Raw genomic sequence first — 18,441 nt, 5'->3', positions numbered from 1 at the left:
TTATCTTCCCTCTTCACCATAAGCTGTATAAAGGTGGCTTTTAGTTGTCAAAGAGCCATCTTCATGTTTTGTAACTTCGGTAGTAACACTACCTTGGGTGTCGAGTAGCAGTAAGTCTTCCTGTTTAATTTGATTATCTACGGTACAACGACGAAGCGTTAAACCCGCATTCTCCAAAATTGTATGAGTACCCTCTGATATTTCATGCCGCAGCTCTCCCTGCTGATACAAAAGGTATGTATGAATATCTTCAATTGTTTGAGAAACTAGTTGACCAAACTCATCATGCCCATAATTCGATAGCGTACTACTATTATTTGTAATAGAAGATATTTGATCGAGGGCGTTATATTCATAATTTAAACCCTGCTCATCATTAAGTAAATTACCTGATGCGTCGTAATTAAATTCAATTGAGGCAGGATAACTTTGATGGGTGTTAACAATGTTAACTAAACGACTTGGGGTTTTCTCATCATATATTAGATCCATCTGATTATAGGTTTTGTCAACAAATGTAGAAGTAGTCTGGGTTATGTTACCATAAGTATCATATTTAAAAATTTGTTCTGATATCGCATTCCCGTACTCATCTTTTGGAGCACTATTACCAGAGCAACGGTAATTAACCAATCTCAACATATCATCATACATATAATATTCAGTAATATTGATACCTTCTGAGTCAGTAAATACACGATTTGAAATAAGCTGATCACTATTAAAAGTATTCGAAATAGTTTTTGAATAATCTCTTGTCACAAAAGAACGACTTAATTCCATGCCTAAAAAATCAAATACAACCTCAACTGTCGCAGAAGTTTCTTTTCCATTCTTTACAGTATAAAAGTAAGGTCTACTAAACTGGTCATAGGTTATTTCCGTACAGTAATTATTTCCTAAAATCTCTTGACTGATAGTTTTAACCCTACCAAGATCATCATACTTATAAACTGTCTTATTATTAAAAAAATCCCATTTTTCTTCGAGTTTCCCCAGGAGTGAATAGGAATATTTTGCTTCACGAGGGATATTATCATTTAACGTGACAACTTCTTTTGTCACTCGCCCAAATGAATCGTAGGTGAATGTATGTTCACCATGTATATTTTGTGAAGATTTAAGAGTTCCTATCGCCTTATCATATTGATATAGTCTAGCTAACTTCTCATCGCTCTCAACTTCAAGGCTTGTTTGAGCGCCCAAATAAAGGTCATATTTAGGATATAATACTTGACCAGTAGGTGTTATTTCCGTATTTGGAAAAGGGTTCCCGTTCGTATATGTCCAATGACGTAGTCCTTTAGCCGAGTCTTCTGTTGTAACCCTTCCAAATCCGTCGAATGCTCTAGACCCTAGAATACTCTTATCTAGTGCTATAGTAGCTGGTGTATCCATTTCAACAAAAGTAGGGTAAGTTAGACTTTCTGCTACAAGGACACCATCAATTGTTTTTTTTGTCGTGACTAAACGGTCTAGATCATCATATTCAAATTGTGTCTCTCGATTATTTGTGTCGATTATAGAAATGATATTTTGATAGCCATCATAATTATAAGATGACTTCAAGACCGATTTACCATTTATATCTTGAGTTTCACGGAACACTGGGTTTCCAGACATATTGTAACTTACCTTTTCCTTAACTAAGCCCACGATTTCCGTAAAGCTTGTCAGGGTAGGGATATCTTGCGCGATGTTTTCTATTCTTCCATCTGGATGTTCAACTCTGTTAATCTGACGATTTGAATCATAATTGTATTTAGTTGTAAGAGTTATAATCTTGTCTGAAAGATAGTCTATATCATCTTCTTCTATTGCCTGACCAAAAGCATCGTAGCGTATAGAGTTAACTCTTTTTCCATTCAAATAACTATTAACATGTTTTCCGGCATTATTAAAATTTATAACCATAACATTACCAATAGATTCTATTATTGTAACCGAATTTTGGTTTTCTCCTCTTATATAACTATAAGATCTGGTTGCCTCATAGTCTGTATTTGGAGCAAAAACCTCACTAATCTTTATTCCCAATGGATCATATTGGTAGACAATTTCTGCGCCTACACTATCTATCGATTTTATCAAATTCCCATAAAGTAAATCTATCGTGTTACTTGATGTTGAGTTTAGCCCATCGAAGCTGGATACGTTTAGGTTGATTTCTAAAGAGTTATCATAAAACTCATAATCAAAGTTGTATGATGTTTCCTTACCCTCAAAAGTTTTGATTACTGTCTTAACACGTCCATACGTATAAATATTTTCATTATTGTCAAAGTAATGATTTCTAGTTGTAATTTTACTGTAATTTGAACTGCTACTATCTAAAAGGACAAAGTATCTACTGTTATCGTCTAGCCTAGGGAGACTGGTATAGGTAAAATTTCTTCTCCTAATATTAAATTGACTTGATCTTGGAATAAAAGATTCTTCTTTTAGCTGGGCTACAAAGCCATGGGGGTTTTCTGGACAGTCTGAATCACCTTCTTTAGGGTAATATTTACGTTCGATAATTGAACCATCAGGATTTATTTGCTTTAGTAGGTTACCAAAGTCATCGTAATCATATTCTGTTTTAAAAGATTTATAGCCATTGTCATCATTATAAAACTTTAATATCTCACTCTTAGTTAGAGTATATATCCCAGGCTGTGATTCGATACCTTTTGATAGATCTGCAAAATAGGAATAAACAACTTCCTTAAACAATTTCTCATTACAAGTATGTAATTCCAAATCCATTAAATGATATTTATTGAAGGTTCTTTCTATTTGAATCGTATCATTAATCACTTCCTTAGTTGTATACTTATAATCACTTTTTGCTTCAAAAAGAGTATCTTCTCCGCTTTGCCAACTTTGCTCACTGCCGAACCCTAAGTAGTTCATGTCAGAGTAATAATACAAAGTTTTTTTAATATTTTGATTTTCACCAGGATATAAAATATGTTTTGTAACGAAAGGAACCTTTGATATAGGGGCTCCATCTGGTAACGAATGACCGTTATCTAAATAAGTAATTTCTTCTTGAAGTCCTGTACCATGAATCACCTTTTCAATAACTTCATAGTTACAACTTTCTATCCATCGGTATTGAAACTCAGTATAGGGCTCTTCTTCGAAGTAAATATAGCCAAGACCTTTCCAATCTCCCCGGCCTATCTTTAATATCGAGCAAGTTTTAAGAACAGAACCAAAACTATTGTGAGTAACTGTTGTTTTATATTCATTGGTCCACCAATCAATCTCAATTGATTGACCACTATCGTCTGAAATTTTCCATAAAGTAAGACCAAAGCTATTAGGTTGATAAGAATTCGCATACTCAAAGTTAACAACAAGACCATTAGAAGAGACTCTTTTATATAATATTCCTTCTTCATAGCTTATATATTCACTCGTTCCATCCTTGAAATGAAGGACTATAGATGACGGCTCATTATCAATTTTTTCAAGGTATAGTATCTTGATGTCTTTTAGTTTTCTATATGGTGCAATGAATTCGCCTAGAGTATCGTCCCACTTTATCTCAAACACTTGACCTGAAGATAAGGTCAATCTTTTGCTTTTCAGGTCAAAAGAACTTAAGGAATACCCCCAACCACGACCAAATCCTAAGTCAAAGTTTGATGATGAGTTATAACTAATAGAAAAATCATAGGGAGCTCCAGATGTTTTAGATGACAACAACTTAGTGATATTAATGTGAGCATTAAACATACCTGTTCTAGGATCTACATTTGTACTCGTACTATCGATGAAGTTTGTCGCATTACTAGTAACGTTAGACATATTATTTCCTTAACACGCATTTATTATACTAATCATGAAATAAAGCACTCGTATTTGAGTGCTTACGTTTTTATTTTATCAAGCCAATTTTTAATGAATCAAAATCTTTATTCGCGTTCTCATAAATAAAGGGAGCTCGATTCCCCCAGTAATCATATAAGTCCACATATCCAGTATTCTTAGTAAACCGTGACATAGAGTTATAGTGATACAGCGAGCTACCAGTGGTTGGATGGCCACATCGATAATAACTTGGCTTATCGACACAAAGGTAACCTTTAGCCATAAATCCATGATTCCAATAATATACTCCAACGACATTAATCAAACGTTTAGCTGGCGTTGATAACGTAGTACTTTGATGTGATATAGGTGAAACCCAATAGTTGGACGTATCCAAATGCTTTATAACTTGGCTAGTTTTATCGGTTGGATAATGCAAATATGTAAGTGAATCCCAAGTTGATTCATTAGTGTTAACCAACAAAGATGGATCGGACTGCCATGCAGACACGTAGCCATCACTAGATGTATATGTCGGCGTATCCTTGTACACTAGATTTTTTGACCTTTCAGAATACTCATCAACATAAAAGAACTTCATTCTATGCTTCGTAATGGCGTAATTTTTATGATAAGGTTCCTCACTATGTATATCAAAATCGCTTTCTGTATATCTAATCGGTGCTATTGTAGCTAGTTCTACATGATCTTTATTTTGTGCACTACCAGTACACGTATCACCAATTTCAAACATATCAAGCGGATCATCATCATTTATGGCATAAATAACAGGGCATAGCTGGTATGTATTATTTTCCTTATTCGAGGTAATCCAGTAATCTACGGTTTGATGTTCTGATTCTTTATTCAATTCTAATGATAGAAGTTTCTCATCATCATTGAAATAAACTATTGAGACACTCTTATCGTTCTTTGGAATTTTATTTTTTTTCTTGTTGGTGATAAGATGAGAATATCTATTTTCTGTTAATGAAAATTTAACTTCTGGCGAAAGGTTAGCTGAAGTTTGATACTCTCTTAAACCAAAAGCAGCGTGATATCCGTTATTCAGAATACTTCCATCTGGAATATCAAAGGAGACTAAAGCCCCCGCTTGCATTCTACTATTGGCAAAAATTTTACCATCACCATGACTCCATTCTATTTGAATGTTTTCTATTTCCGCTATCGGTGGTCCTTCACTTGCTATACAAATTAACGGCAGCGTAGCTACAAAAAACAGTGGGATATTTTTAATCATAATATACTTATTCCTATTGACAGCATGTGTCATTTCATAAAATTAATTTAAACACAACAATTAAAGTAGTGCTTTACATTTATAACAATCAAATTTTAAACGTATTTATTCTTTAAAAATATTTATGCCTCCTCCCTTACTTATAGATTAATAAAGCTGATGTACGAAAGTAGATTACGGCTAGTTTAATCTATGTTGGTAGTACATATTTATTTTTACTCAGTAATAAATAGTGGTAGCAAATATATATTAAATTGTTTAATTTTACTTATTATTGACAATCAATTTGATGACAAGAATATATATATATACTAGTGATTTTTGAGAACGAAACTCTCATTATCGAATCATAAACAGCAATCAAATGCTCTTAACTACTAATTTAATTAACAATAACTTTTGTTTGTGCTATTTATAAGTTACACAACTATAAAGTAAGTTTTAATTAGTTAAGTTAAAGCTAAAATTATAAACAGAGGGCTGATTATGGTTGGAAAGTCCTTCTTTGACGAGCCGCAGTACATATATACTACAAGGTCACGTTCGGTGAGAATCTTGGGGCAAACTACCAGTATAAGACTTGAGAACAAATATTGGGAAATTCTTGATGAGATTTCAGAAAAAGAGAGATTGAGCCGAGGAGAACTCATATCTTTTATTTATGCTAAAGCTCTAGATGAAGGAATGGAATTTATTAACTTTACATCTTTACTAAGGATAATCTGCGTAATCTATATAGAAAATAAAGATAGAATAGAAGTTAAGACATAGAAACTCGCTTCAATGACTAAAATAGCAATATAATTAATTGATATGGTACTCACTATAAATATTAGTGAGTACTTTTTTGTTTCTTTCTATTTTAAATAAGTTTGTATATTTCTTGCTTAGATAAAAATTTCGCAGAGTCAACTCGATATAACCCATTCCTATATCTACTTTTACCCACTTTAATCAACCCATTGCTATCAAGCTCATCATAAGCAACTAACTCTGCTTCAAGATGTGCCATGTAACCGACTGACCACTTATCAAAAACATAAAAATAGACGTCATGTATATTCCCTCTCAACGATATGTATTCAGGCACCAACTTATTTAAAATCCAATATACCGATTCAAACAGGGCAAATCGGCTAACAATACATATTGCGAACTTGTCAACTTCATTATATTTCTTTGAAGCTGAATACGGTATAGTTTTGTAAGGACTACAAAAATGGCTCTTTATTTCTTTTTGATCAAAGATAAACGAAATAGAATGGCCCACCATATGATTACTCGTCGAGTCAATTATTTTTTTTGCAAATAATTTTCCACTGTTTTGATATTCTATAACATCTATATCAGAAATTTTAGTGTCATCAAAGTTTACGTTGCTTAAAAAATTTCTAAGCTCCGCACTAACACTTCTTGTTTTACAAGAAAAATCAACGATTTTATAACTCTTTTGTAATCCTTCTTGTAAACGTTCCATATATGATGCACTCGTTAACATCGACTCTGAAGAATGGAATCTCTCTTTCGCTATTTCCCTTAGCAGATCGTCACTCTCATCATATTCCAAATTGGTTAAGTATGGTGTTAAATCATTAGTAAGCACTCTAAGTACTTTTATCGATTTAGAAATGCTTGGTTTAGTTATACCTCGTTCCCATCGACTGATTGTGACTGAATCCAAATGTTGTAGTTCTTGATCAGATAGATTTAAACGTGCCACCAAGCCGCTTTGTGTAAGCCCTTCTGCTACTCTAAGTTGTTTTAAATAATATCCAAAATCCATATTAATCCCTTGACCACTTACTTGAAATTAATGACAGTATCTTATTTAACCTATCTATTATCCTTATAACTCAAATTCTTTTCTAAGCTTTCTATCTTCCAATATCTCTTCCACTCGTTTTCTTACCTTATATTTACTCAACTCCTCTTTATGCACTCTCTTGGATTTTTTATTTTTACTATGAAATTCCAGATCTTTCATTTTTATATCCTTGTTTATTACCCACTAAATTAAATATCATTATCAATAAGGATTAATTTAACTTAATACATAAAATAAAAGCATATGAAATAATCATGAAAGAGTAGTGTAAAGAAAGTGTCATAAAGATAATTATTAAAAATAAAAAAGGAAGCTAAATAGCTTCCTTTTTTTAAGAGTGAGTTTTCTAAGGCGCAATAGATGTTTCGACTATCGCTATATATGGTTGGGCTAATGCAGGGGGATCATCAGATAATGTACCCCATGTTTCAACACTCCAATCATTTTTTATAACCATAAATGAGTCTAAGCTAGAATAAAGGCTTCGAATACCATTACCTTCATTGTTTACAGAGTTAGGTACCTGCCCGCCTTTATTTCGGTCACCCCAGGTAACCACATCTCCATTTTGGTCTATCGCAGCAAAAGCCTCATTTGTTGCTCTGATTACTGCGTCTGGTAGGAGGCTCACACCAGAAACCTGTCCATCGGTAAAATCGCTTCCCCAAGCATAAACTGAGCCATCTCCAGCAATAGCAGAGAAACCAGAGTTACTATTAGTGGGAATAACAGTCTCGATATTTGTCAATGTCAGAGGAAAGGTGTCTTCAGTAGAAAATTGCCACGAAGAAACGGTTTTGTCCCATCTTAACAGAGCAAATTTATTGGTGTTTGAATATACACTTCTAACATTGGTAGTATCAACTGTAGCTGGAATTACACCTGCTCGACTGCTTGAGCCCCACGCCAAAACAGAGTTGTCGCCCAGAAGAGTTAGAAACGAGTTGCTCGTTGACATTATGTCTTTCACTCCTGCAGAAAAATCCAACGTTAGGAAGGTTGTCATGCCATCCCCTTGCCCCCAATAGCTTAGGGTTCCGTCGTATTTTATTCCTACAAATCCTACGCCATTGGCATAGACTTCTTTAACACCCGTATTGTAATCAACCCCACTCGTTCTGTTTGGTAAGGCTCTTCCCCATGTCTCTACGGTGTCATCTTCTTTCAAGGCGGCAAAGCCTCTAGAAACCGACGCTATGTCCAACACGGTACCTGTAAGGTCAGCACCACTACTATCGCCACCATCATCGGCAGAACCCCATGTAACAACTTGACCATCATTTTTTATCGCCACGAAAGCAAAGTCTGCTGCATATATTTTAACTACACCCTCACTAAGCTCAGTGCTAACGCTACTGCTATCGCCACCAGTAAACCCTCTTCCCCACGTAACTACAGAGCCATCACTTTTCAGCGCAGCATAGTCCGTTTGGTTTGAGTATATCGTCTCGACTTCACTAGATAAGTCCACACCAGAACTGTCAGCCCCCAAACCGGTTCCCCAAGTAACTACAGAGCCATCATTTTTTAGCGCTGCAAAAGAGCGACTTGCTGAGTAGATTTCTGTTGTGACGCTAACTCTGTAAACACTGTACTCAGAAGTCGTTTGACCATAAATGTCTCGTCCGGTGACCTCTAAGCGAATGCTCAAATCTGGGTTTGTAGCTTGATATGCATATGTTGATGTTGTCGCAACAACCAATCCATCAATGCTCCACTCATATTCATACTGTGAGGCATTACAGGTTGTACAAATCACATTTGAACTGAGCACGCCGCCAATTGTAGGTATGCCTGAAACAGTTAGAGATGTAATCTCGGGCAGAGGTGGTGGTAAGATATCAACAGACACTAAGCCTTGTGCAAAATGAGCTGGTTCATGACTGTCTTTAATATTGTATACAAAGACATCCTTACCATAGTCTCCTACCTTGGGCGTGTAGATCAGCTTCTTGTTGGCATCATCAATAACTACGTCACCTAGAGATGCACCAACAGCACTTACGAGTATTAGTGGTTCTGCAGTTGTGTCAGATGTACTGATCTGTGAACTTAAGTCAATCTCGACGGTTACACCGGCGTCAGTAGTCACACTGACGTCATTGGCATTGAGGTCATGGCCTGCGTCTGGTGAGGATATAATTACAATATCACCAGTATCAGTCAATTCCCCATCAGATACTTTATATATTAACGTATCTACACCAATATATCCGTTTGGAGTATACGTGATTGATTGTCCGTTCAATGTTACTACTGCGGGTGAGGTTGCTGACGTTACATTGGTAATCAACAATTCAGACGTTGGTGTTTCGCTGTCTGATATATAAGCAGATAGATCAACCGTTTTTGCTAAATCAGGTGTAGTTTCTATTTGTACAATATTCGCTACCGGTGGGTTAGGGTTACTTTGAACAACTGTGACCGTTACTGTTGCCATTGCCAATCCACCTTGGCCATCGCTGATCACGTATACGAACTTATCTTCACCCACAAAGCCATTTGGCTCATAGATTATCTCTAGCGGATTGTCCGGATTTACATTCACCTCACCAATAGATGCAATAAGGTCAACTATTTCTAACGGGTCTCCATCGGCATCTGACACGCTTCCAGACACTGAAATTGTTTTCGAAAGTTCAGTGTCTGACATTGTTGTAGAAATAGCACCTGCTGTCGGAATTGTGTTATCTGGTGTTGAGTCATTCACAGCTACATTTATTGAGCCAATCGCTGTGCCTCCATTGCCATCAACGACCGTATAGGTGAATTGATCTAGCCCTCGGAAACTACCGGGAGAATAACTTATTCCTGTATCACCAACTTTAACTGCTCTGCCATCGGTGCTGTAGATGTTTTCAATGGTTAATAGATCACCATCCGCATCAGAAATAAGATTTAAATCTATTAGATCAAACGTCCAAGTCGGTAGAACATTTGCATCCAATACATAACTATAATCTTGCGCTTCTGGCGGTGAATTTGGTGATAATGGATTTGAGTCTTCCGAGTTTACAACCACATAAGCTGAAGCAAACCCTCCCTTTCCATCTTCAACAATGTAAGACGCTTGATCCACGCCAACAAAACCATTTGGGGTAAACGTAACTGTGTCACCATTCAATGAAAATCTACCTGAAGCAGAAATCAAGCTACTAATAACTAATGCATCACCATCAGTATCGGACACTTGGTCAGCCAGATTTACGCTTACACTTGTATCGTTAGTTGTTGTTAACGCAATATTCTTGGCTACTGGTGGTGTATTGTCCGGAGATGGAGGTCCATTAATCACGACAATAATGGTTGACATGCTTTCTAAATCACCACCATTGACTCTGTAATTTAGGGTAGCAACACCTGGAGTTTGTGCTTGATAGTTGAACGATGGTGAGTTGACATCCGATACCACACCCAAACCCGTTTCATCTTCAACACTCGTCAGTTCCCATCCATCAATATTATTGAAAGTTACAGATTGACTGACGTTTACAATCACAGAGGCACCTTGTTCCACACTGAGTGTCTGAGGATAAGCTGTGAGTGTTGGTTCTTCTGGTTGAACTGCAGAATCAACTACCGTCACTGTAATGGTTGCAAGCGCATTCGCGCCGCGTCCATCTGTTACTTTGTAAGTAAATTGATCGACACCACGAAAATCTCCAGGCGTATATACTACGTTGTTATTACTGGATAATATTGCTCGGTTGTTGGTGCTGTATAGATTATCAACAGCCAAAGTATCACCATCGGCATCGCTCACCAAATCTGATAAATCGATGTTAATATTCGCCTGATCTGCAACATCCATTGTTACCGCTTGATCTTCCGCTTCCGGTGGGGTGTTGGCGCTGGTTGAGTCACCTGCATTTACAATGATATACGCTAAAGCGTAGCCTCCTTTCCCATCATCAACACTATAGACTGCTTGATCAATTCCAACATAATCACCTGGCGTAAAGGTTACTTGGTAACCATCTTCAGCCAATACGAAACGTCCCGTTCCAGAGATAAGACTCGTTATTTGTAACGTATCGCCATCTTCATCTGAAATAAAGTTGCGTAAGTCCACGCTAACATTAGAGCCGTCGTTTGTTTCTAACGTGATATTTTGGGCAACTGGTGGGTTATTCCCAACCGTACTTCCATCATTAACAGCCAACACAACTTGTGAGCTTGAGGTTAAATTTCTGTCGCTAACCGTATAATTTAAGTGTCCTACTCCGGCGTTTTCGACAGAATAGTCAAACGATCGCTCGTCTTGGGATAAAACTTCTCCCAACTCGCTCTTGTCATCTAGCGATGTTAACTTCCAGTTAGGTACGTTTTCAGCCAACACTGAATTCGAAATGTTTACGCTCTGAACTTGACCTTTTTTCAAGACAAAAGCCTGAGGAAATGCAACCAAACGAGTCACTTTTTGTTCAGGTTCTAAAAACTGGTCTTTTTTATCGTCTCCGTCACAGCCAACCACCATCGTTGCTAAAACGGTTACCATTAATGGTAAAAACTTCCTATTAGGCATACTTTCTCCAACTTTAAATTCTTACCTTTCAGTTTCTGTAGAAACAACAACATCAGGGATAGTAATCTCAATACGACGGTTCATCGCACGTCCGTCCGAGGTGTCATTATTAGCAACTGGACTTTCTTCACCTCTACCAAGAGTAGAAATTCTCGTTTCAATTATTCCTTCAGAGACTAAGTAATCTTTAACTGCATTAGCGCGGTCTTCAGACAGTTGTTGGTTATAATGCTCAGAGCCAACATTATCGGTATGCCCTTCGATCACAATACTAACTTCAGGGTGTTGCTCCAAAAATTCCAAAACATCAGAAAATGCTGCAGTGTTATTTAACCGGCTTGAATCAAACGCAAAAAGGTGGTTCTGTTTTTGTTCAGAGTACACAAAAGTTTTTGTTTCTTTTATCTCGATCTCTTCTATTGGCATTACAACAACAGCCTCGGTTTGCTCTTTTATAAAGCCAAAGCGCCAATCAAAGCCTACTGTCAACAGATGGTGGTTAGTGTAACCAACGTTCTCATCACCGAGGCTATCCGTGTACTGGTAATCTAACCGAGCCACTAATGAAGAGCTAAAGGCATATTCGATGCCCGCACCTATAACTGGCGCAAACCCTTGCTCATCCGCCTCTCTAAGTCCGCGGCTTTCACCAAACCATGCCGCCCCACCGACTCGTGCATATGGATAAAAAGCGCTATCCAATGGATAACCAACTTTGGCACTCAACACAAGTTGTTGGAACTCCCCATCGATCTCGCCTTGCGGGTACTTAGCATACGCACTTCCTAAGTACTGATAGCTAAGTTCAGAAGAAAGGTATTTGTTTATAGCAAACCCCAAGTGTGCATCCCCGGCAAAGCGAGAGGTCGCACTGTCATAGGCATCTTTATTCTTTACATCCCCATAATCACCGATCCCAACACCTCCACCAACATACCAATATTGCTGGGAATCACTTTCGGATGCTTGCAATGGAAAGCTTGTGGAAACAAAAGTTAAGACACACAAAATATGTCTATTGGTCATTCTCATATTTATCTACCATACATCATTCACTTAAATGGATTTATCGTATGTACACCGATATGCTTATAAAAAATATAGCAAAGTATTCTCAACATGCTGTTAGAGAAGCGTTTTTATTTCAAATTAGCTTCTTACTTCACAAAAAAACATAAGAAAAAACTAAACTAGCAATAACTAAGAAAGAAAGGTGAAATTAAACTTATATAACAGTGAGTTAGAGAGTTTTCTTTATGTAGCAATTGTTACTTAACATCTAGAAACGTAAAACTTGGTTAGTTTTAAGATTAGAAAGTAAGCAAAATATCAATAAAAATAAAAAAAACAAGGTTCAATTAGGTCGAGTCTTAACTTTAAGACTGATAATGAGGTGCATTATCGTTTGATAGTGCTGCACACTCTTAGAATAGATGTTTCTGTAAAGGCAGGGGACATTTTCACCAAAACGGAAGGATTGTTATCACACATTGTAGTCAAAGAACCGACTTCAGCACTGTCCCCCTTAAGCACCCAATCATTTACCGTCGAATAGATTTCATCTTCTGAAATCGAGCGCTTAAAAGCAGAGGCTAAGATGTTGTAAGCATTAATTATTTTCCCTTCAGACACTCGTAACTGATACCTTAGTAAATCGTTATATAAGTACACTGAAGTAATCCAACCAGAAAGGCTAATGATTACCATTGTCAATGAAAAGAAATTTCCTTTAGTACTTTCGAAAAACATAATATTGAGCTACCTCTTTGTTTTAATTATATTTATTTTCTATTACCGACTTTAATTAACAATAATTTTACTCAAACCTCAATTAGAGTAAATAATCAAATTTGAAAAATAACATTCACCTACCATTAAGACACCTATCTCACAATTAAGAAACTAATGTATCTCATATATGAATAACGCATCCTTATGCTTTAAAAACATGAAGTTATAAAATCACAACTAGATTTTGTAAAAAGCAAAAAATAGACTCTGATAATATTTTCAAACTAACCTGACATAAAAATAACCAAACGCTATTGATATCAAAATCAAAAAGGTGAGAATATGTAAAATTTTGTGAACAGTACGCACAAAAAATGAACAAGAAGACTTTATATGAAGACGAAATTTAGTAACGCTTTATCTGTGTGGTTAATGCTTTCTCTTAGCTTATCTGGGTGGGTAACGTCTGTTTACCTATTCAAAGAAACTAGAAAACATCAGAATTTTGTTCTGGAAGGAAAATTAATGAACGCTTTTAATATATTAGAGCATTCACTAAAGAATATAAGTTCTGAAAAAGAGGTTTATCAGAAAATCAAAGAGTGGCACCAGCATGAAAAAAGTGCTCAATTAGGCTCACTTAAAACCGTTTGCACCCACAAACCCGAAATGATTGCATTACTATCGCCTATGTTTTGTAAGACTACAGCAATTCGTGTATGCGATATTTTCCTTGAAGAGCAATTTTGAGTCTGCCGTTAAGTGGCTCAAACGGAAGCTTATAATCCAATTTAATAGTGATATAACCCACTATCTAAAAACTTCCGTTTCTAACTCTTTAAATCTGGCTTGATGCCTGAAATCCATTTTATCTAACAGTTCTGACCATTTATGCAAAGTGATTTCAGTAATTCTAAACACATGTTCATTAACCCATAAGTAATCATGGTTAAATGATGCTAATCGTGTCCCCTTATAATACCTATCTGCCAAATAAATCTGCTCATATCTGCTGTCAAGAACATATATCAGGTCACCCTCGAAATATTCCAATACCATATGTACGGAGTCACCTTTTAGCACGTAAACTAATCTCAGTTTTTCTTTAGGGACACGCTTGTTTAACAACGAAAAGTATTTAGCAATAGCGATATCTTCGCAATCCCCTTGTTGTTTTGTTAATGTCTCAACCGGAGTCGCCCAATAATCACTGATTCCCCAGAGAACTGCATCTTCAACATACTGAATTCTCTGGTATGTTGACTGAGTATACATGAGCGTTTCAACGCCTTGCGCAAAGCAAAGAACGCTGTTTGTAGAGTATATAGAGAAAACCAAAATAAACCTGACAATCATCATAACCTTCAACTTTAACACTCAAGGTTCACGTAGTTTTAATTGTAGAAGATAAACTCGTAAGCAATCTTAAACTTTAACTCTATGACGCTTTACCAGTTTTATAGTTGTTTATTAGTTTTTGAGAACGCTTATGTTGTTTAAACCCAATGGTACGAAACCAAGCTATGAGAAAGACCACATTAATTAACAATTAATGCCTCTCCTCTAAACCTTGTTACTATACGATCAATTGAGGCAAGAACTTTAATCAACCGTGTTTTATCGCGCCATTGATTCAGGCAGTGGATTTTATTGAGAGATATGGACCTTGTTGATAGGTAAAATTTGATACAAAAAAAGACGTCCTAAGACGTCTTTTTTTATGAATGTGGCGGTGAGTGAGAGATTCGAACTCTCGATACGTTGCCGTATACACACTTTCCAGGCGTGCTCCTTCAGCCACTCGGACAACTCACCGAATCAAATTGTGGTTAGCATCATTGGCTAACGAGGCGCTAATTTAATGATTATGTGCCTGATGGTCAAGGCTAAACACGAAAAAAAAGCGCCCTTTTGCGTTTGTTTGCTCACTATCTAGCTAAATTGCATAAAACAGGGGCAATTATGCTTCTTGATAGTAGCCAGGTACTCGGAACCAACGGCGGCATTGGTCAAGGAAGTAACCGTAAAGTACACCCATACCACAAGACACAACTGCGTTACTCGCTACTGCTGTGATAATTTGGTCAGTAGAAGCGCCTACAGCCAGCAGAATGCCCGCATAAACCGGAGATTGGAATAGCACGTAGGCCATCAAGTCAGATACGTTCTTCATGAAAGATGAAGGTGAAAGCTTGTTGCCTTGGCGCAATACCCAGTCACGGAACATGCCATAAGGCCATGCAATTGCGATGTTGACCGGAATAGACAACGTACGCGATGCCAAAGACTGCTCGAACGTCATACCCGAGATCAAAATCTCAATGATCATCCCTGTGATAAAACAAAAAACCACCATAGCAAAGGTATCCGCTGCGGCGTTACGAATACAAAATGGTCCACGAGACTTCATTTACAACCTCTAAAATCAAACACTATTAAAAACGACATCTATAAAATGATTTACTGCATTTAAAACCAAATAGCAGTTAATGGCGCTATTAGAACACAATATTTTCAGTTTATGATTCCGTTTTAAAATCTCAGTTGTAAATTAATAACCAACTTTAAGACTAAAAGTAGCAGCTTTCACCAAAAACAATAAAAGGTACCGCTAAAGGACCTAAAATGAAGTTAAAAAACGTAATTCACTTACCAACGAACGACTTAGCTCGCGCTAAAACACAAAAAACCAGACGAATGTCTGGTAAGCGAATTTCAAAAAGATCGGCTTATGCTACTTGGAGAAGGATTTTCAGAGTAAATGCGAAGTTTGTGAGATTTTATGAATGGACAAGGACAGAAGAAGCAACTCGAACCTCTGTTCAAGCGGCTTTCTCTTTATGAGTGAGGTTATTGATCTGCCAATAAAATGGTGAGCTGATCGATGTCTTCTTGTTCAGGAGATAATGCGTTGATCAAGTGACTTTCAATACGTTCGATCACGCCTCTTAACTCCTGCGTGACGCTCGGTTGAACACTATCAAAAATATGAGCGAGCGTTGTCATCGCTTGTTCTAAGTTGCCATCATCTAACGCCATGTAAAAATTCAAAAGCAATGCCTCTACATTACGCGGCTTCGCTGGCTCGTCTCCCTGCTTATTTTGATATTGGTAGAGGATTGAAGAATGGCGATACAAGGCATCATCCAACTCAGACTCAACAATAGGTTTAGCAATAATGTGGTTGGCACCAACATCGAGCATCCGCTCTTGTGTCTCTTTAAATACATCGGCTGTACAACCGAAGATCAACACAGATTTTGCAGGCGAGTCCATAGAACGAATCACAGCGATTGCCCCTACCCCATCGAGCACTGGCATATGGTTATCCATTAAGACCAAATCGAACTCTTGCTTGGCGACCTGCTCGACCGCTTGCTGTCCATTCTCCACACACACGCACGTAAAGCCTTTGGCTCGTAAAAAGGTTTCCATAATGATGGTATTGGTTCGATTGTCTTCGACGATCAGAGCGTGTAAACCTTGGCAATCAAGCTTATGTGTGTTGGTCGATTCCGAAACACCGGCTTCACACGGACTGAGCTCCAGTTCCACCACAAACTTGGTGCCAATACATTCTTGGCTTTGAACGCTAATGCCACCTTTCATGTGTTCAGAGATCTGCTTAACAATCGCTAACCCTAAACCCGTTCCACCAAATCGACGCATCGTTGAGGACTCGGCTTGCTCAAACGGTCGGAAAATTCGTTTTTGCGCATCGGGATGAATGCCAATTCCAGAGTCTTTGACGGTGATAATAAGCTTAGCGTGATCGCTCTGTATCTGTTCTTCCAACTCAACTTCAACAAAACCGCGATCCGTAAATTTCACGGCATTATTAAGAAGGTTAAACAGTACTTGGCGAAGGCGTGCTTTATCGTTGTTGTACCATCGCCCTTGTGGAACATTTGAGACCACTCGGAACTGTAGGCCCTTTTCAGCACAAAGTGTGTGGTAAACACTGTTAATACTGCCGAGAATGGACTCGATAGGAAATGGGGTGTTATCAAGCTCGATATGACCTTGCTCTATTTTGGAGTAATCGAGGATCTCGTTAAGCAACGTCATCATATGATCGCCAGAATCATACAAGGTATTGAGGTGTTTTCTTTGCTCATCTGTAAGTGGCGTCTTTAACAAGATTTGCGCGGTGCCTAGCACACCATTCATCGGTGTTCTGATCTCATGAGAGAGTGTTGCGAGAAAAGCAGTTTTCGCATTGGTAGACGCCTGAGCCTTCACCTTCTCTTGCTCTAAATAAACGGTTTTTTCGTTAAACTTAGTCACCAAGTGGCCGATTTCATCCTCACTATCATAAGCAATATCGATGATGCCTCCGGTCTTAGAATCATCGACTTTTTGAGCGATTCGCACTATCGGTTCAACGATGTATCGATTTAGCAAGTAATATCCGACCAGCACACAGAGCAATAAGAATGGAATAATACCTCGCTCTACACTCATGACTTGTTCAAACACTTGATCGGCAACTTTTACCTTTGCGTTAACAACGTCCATCTGCCAATTGAACGCTCCGAAGTCTAATTGGCTGATGTAAATGTCTTTGCTGAGTTGGAAATTGTGCTCAATCACGACTTGCGAATCAGCGTCACGGATAACCACCCCTAAAGAATATTGATTTGTATGCTCTCGAATAAATTGGAATAAAGCTTCTAAAGAGAGATCCACTGTTGCCACGCCAGCAAATAGCCCATCTTCATAATAGGGTGCAGACGCCGTAATCATTTGAACCTGAGTGAAAGTATCGATGTACACGCCAGACCAAGTGACGGTTCCTGAAGGCGCATTGGCCACAGATTGATACCAAGGTTCGTTGTCGTAACCGCCAGATTCAGGATTGTTGTATGAGTGGATCTGATCCAACCCACCCGTTTCATTCTTATTGAAGAATAAGCTTGTGTATTGCCAACGAGCACCGTCTAGGGTTGGCTTCGGCCATAGGCCACCACTGACAATGATGTCGTCACTCACACGAAGGAGTTGAGGAATCGTCTTTTGTAAGGAGATGCTCTGCTCAGGCGTTTGCCCTAGTCCTACCAGACTATTAAGCAGACCAACTGAGCTGGTCAGCGGCTCTTCTATTTGAGACGCCAACAACTGCGTACGCAAATCGAGATTACGTTCGAGTTTGCTTCGAACTGGTGGCTCAACAACGAGATACACAACAGAGCCAATCGTAGCAATGAAGAAGCACAAATAAAGTGTTAGGGCGAGAATGCTTTTTTTTCTGAGTGACGAGCGAATTTCCATAGATGTAGCCGAATCATTCCCTAATAT

At 37.8% G+C, this 18,441-nt stretch carries 11 protein-coding genes and 1 tRNA gene; 2 read left to right on the top strand and 10 right to left on the bottom strand.

All coding sequences use genetic code 11. The features are described 5' to 3' along the window. A complete protein-coding gene (locus tag L1076_RS11560; RefSeq protein ID WP_237303635.1) occupies positions 1-3,798 on the bottom strand; it encodes an RHS repeat domain-containing protein in 3,798 nt (1,265 codons plus the stop codon). Between the two features lie 70 nt (positions 3,799-3,868). After that, positions 3,869-5,062 carry a hypothetical protein gene (locus tag L1076_RS11555; protein ID WP_237303634.1) on the bottom strand — a complete coding sequence of 398 codons (1,194 nt, stop codon included), beginning with the start codon at positions 5,060-5,062 and terminating at the stop codon, positions 3,869-3,871. 486 nt (positions 5,063-5,548) lie between these two features. Between L1076_RS11555 and L1076_RS11550 the strand changes: the two genes are divergently transcribed. Further along, entirely contained in the window at positions 5,549-5,833 is a 285-nt protein-coding gene (locus L1076_RS11550) for a ribbon-helix-helix domain-containing protein (protein WP_038876005.1), read from the top strand. 91 nt (positions 5,834-5,924) lie between these two features. Here the strand turns inward: L1076_RS11550 and L1076_RS11545 are convergent, their stop codons facing one another. The 4 genes from L1076_RS11545 to L1076_RS11530 form a co-directional block, all read right to left on the bottom strand. Next, on the bottom strand, positions 5,925-6,845 hold the full coding sequence (locus L1076_RS11545; protein WP_237303633.1) for a helix-turn-helix domain-containing protein: 921 nt from the start codon (positions 6,843-6,845) through the stop codon (positions 5,925-5,927). 63 nt (positions 6,846-6,908) lie between these two features. Further along, positions 6,909-7,046, bottom strand: a complete 138-nt coding sequence (locus tag L1076_RS11540; protein ID WP_237303632.1) for a hypothetical protein — start codon at positions 7,044-7,046, stop codon at positions 6,909-6,911. Between the two features lie 187 nt (positions 7,047-7,233). Beyond that, entirely contained in the window at positions 7,234-11,412 is a 4,179-nt protein-coding gene (locus tag L1076_RS11535) for a tandem-95 repeat protein (protein WP_237303631.1), read from the bottom strand. 21 nt (positions 11,413-11,433) lie between these two features. Continuing rightward, positions 11,434-12,444 carry an OmpA family protein gene (locus L1076_RS11530; RefSeq protein ID WP_237303630.1) on the bottom strand — a complete coding sequence of 337 codons (1,011 nt, stop codon included), beginning with the start codon at positions 12,442-12,444 and terminating at the stop codon, positions 11,434-11,436. Positions 12,445-13,536: 1,092 nt separating this feature from the next. Between L1076_RS11530 and L1076_RS11525 the strand changes: the two genes are divergently transcribed. Further along, entirely contained in the window at positions 13,537-13,893 is a 357-nt protein-coding gene (locus L1076_RS11525; protein ID WP_038875989.1) for a hypothetical protein, read from the top strand. A gap of 60 nt (positions 13,894-13,953) precedes the next feature. On the opposite strand, the gene L1076_RS11520 is transcribed toward L1076_RS11525, so the two are convergent. From L1076_RS11520 to L1076_RS11505, 4 genes are all read right to left on the bottom strand, one after another. Continuing rightward, positions 13,954-14,502 (bottom strand): transglutaminase-like cysteine peptidase, encoded by a 549-nt coding sequence (locus L1076_RS11520; protein WP_050568809.1) that lies wholly within the window; start codon positions 14,500-14,502, stop codon positions 13,954-13,956. Positions 14,503-14,870: 368 nt separating this feature from the next. Then, positions 14,871-14,958: transfer RNA gene (locus L1076_RS11515), tRNA-Ser, on the bottom strand. A 145-nt stretch (positions 14,959-15,103) separates the two neighbouring features. After that, positions 15,104-15,553 (bottom strand): L-alanine exporter AlaE, encoded by a 450-nt coding sequence (locus tag L1076_RS11510; protein ID WP_038875987.1) that lies wholly within the window; start codon positions 15,551-15,553, stop codon positions 15,104-15,106. Between the two features lie 440 nt (positions 15,554-15,993). Then, the gene (locus tag L1076_RS11505; protein WP_237303629.1) at positions 15,994-18,414 is read right to left on the bottom strand and encodes a hybrid sensor histidine kinase/response regulator; all 2,421 of its coding nucleotides are present in this window, start codon (positions 18,412-18,414) and stop codon (positions 15,994-15,996) included. Positions 18,415-18,441: the final 27 nt, after the last annotated feature.

The sequence above is a fragment of the Vibrio sp. MMG023 genome (genome assembly GCF_021654215.1).
GTDB lineage: Bacteria > Pseudomonadota > Gammaproteobacteria > Enterobacterales > Vibrionaceae > Vibrio > Vibrio jasicida.
This window is presented reverse-complemented; position numbering and strand designations above follow the sequence as displayed.

Excerpts from the sequence above, each read along its gene's own strand:
- L1076_RS11510 (WP_038875987.1), bottom strand. The coding sequence starts at position 15,553 with ATGAAGTCTCGTGGACCATTTTGTATTCGTAACGCCGCAGCGGATACC.
- L1076_RS11555 (WP_237303634.1), bottom strand. The coding sequence starts at position 5,062 with ATGATTAAAAATATCCCACTGTTTTTTGTAGCTACGCTGCCGTTAATT.
- L1076_RS11530 (WP_237303630.1), bottom strand. The coding sequence starts at position 12,444 with ATGAGAATGACCAATAGACATATTTTGTGTGTCTTAACTTTTGTTTCC.
- L1076_RS11535 (WP_237303631.1), bottom strand. The coding sequence starts at position 11,412 with ATGCCTAATAGGAAGTTTTTACCATTAATGGTAACCGTTTTAGCAACG.
- L1076_RS11525 (WP_038875989.1), top strand. The coding sequence starts at position 13,537 with ATGAAGACGAAATTTAGTAACGCTTTATCTGTGTGGTTAATGCTTTCT.
- L1076_RS11545 (WP_237303633.1), bottom strand. The coding sequence starts at position 6,845 with ATGGATTTTGGATATTATTTAAAACAACTTAGAGTAGCAGAAGGGCTT.
- L1076_RS11520 (WP_050568809.1), bottom strand. The coding sequence starts at position 14,502 with ATGATGATTGTCAGGTTTATTTTGGTTTTCTCTATATACTCTACAAAC.
- L1076_RS11540 (WP_237303632.1), bottom strand. The coding sequence starts at position 7,046 with ATGAAAGATCTGGAATTTCATAGTAAAAATAAAAAATCCAAGAGAGTG.
- L1076_RS11505 (WP_237303629.1), bottom strand. The coding sequence starts at position 18,414 with ATGGAAATTCGCTCGTCACTCAGAAAAAAAAGCATTCTCGCCCTAACA.
- L1076_RS11560 (WP_237303635.1), bottom strand. The coding sequence starts at position 3,798 with ATGTCTAACGTTACTAGTAATGCGACAAACTTCATCGATAGTACGAGT.
- L1076_RS11550 (WP_038876005.1), top strand. The coding sequence starts at position 5,549 with ATGGTTGGAAAGTCCTTCTTTGACGAGCCGCAGTACATATATACTACA.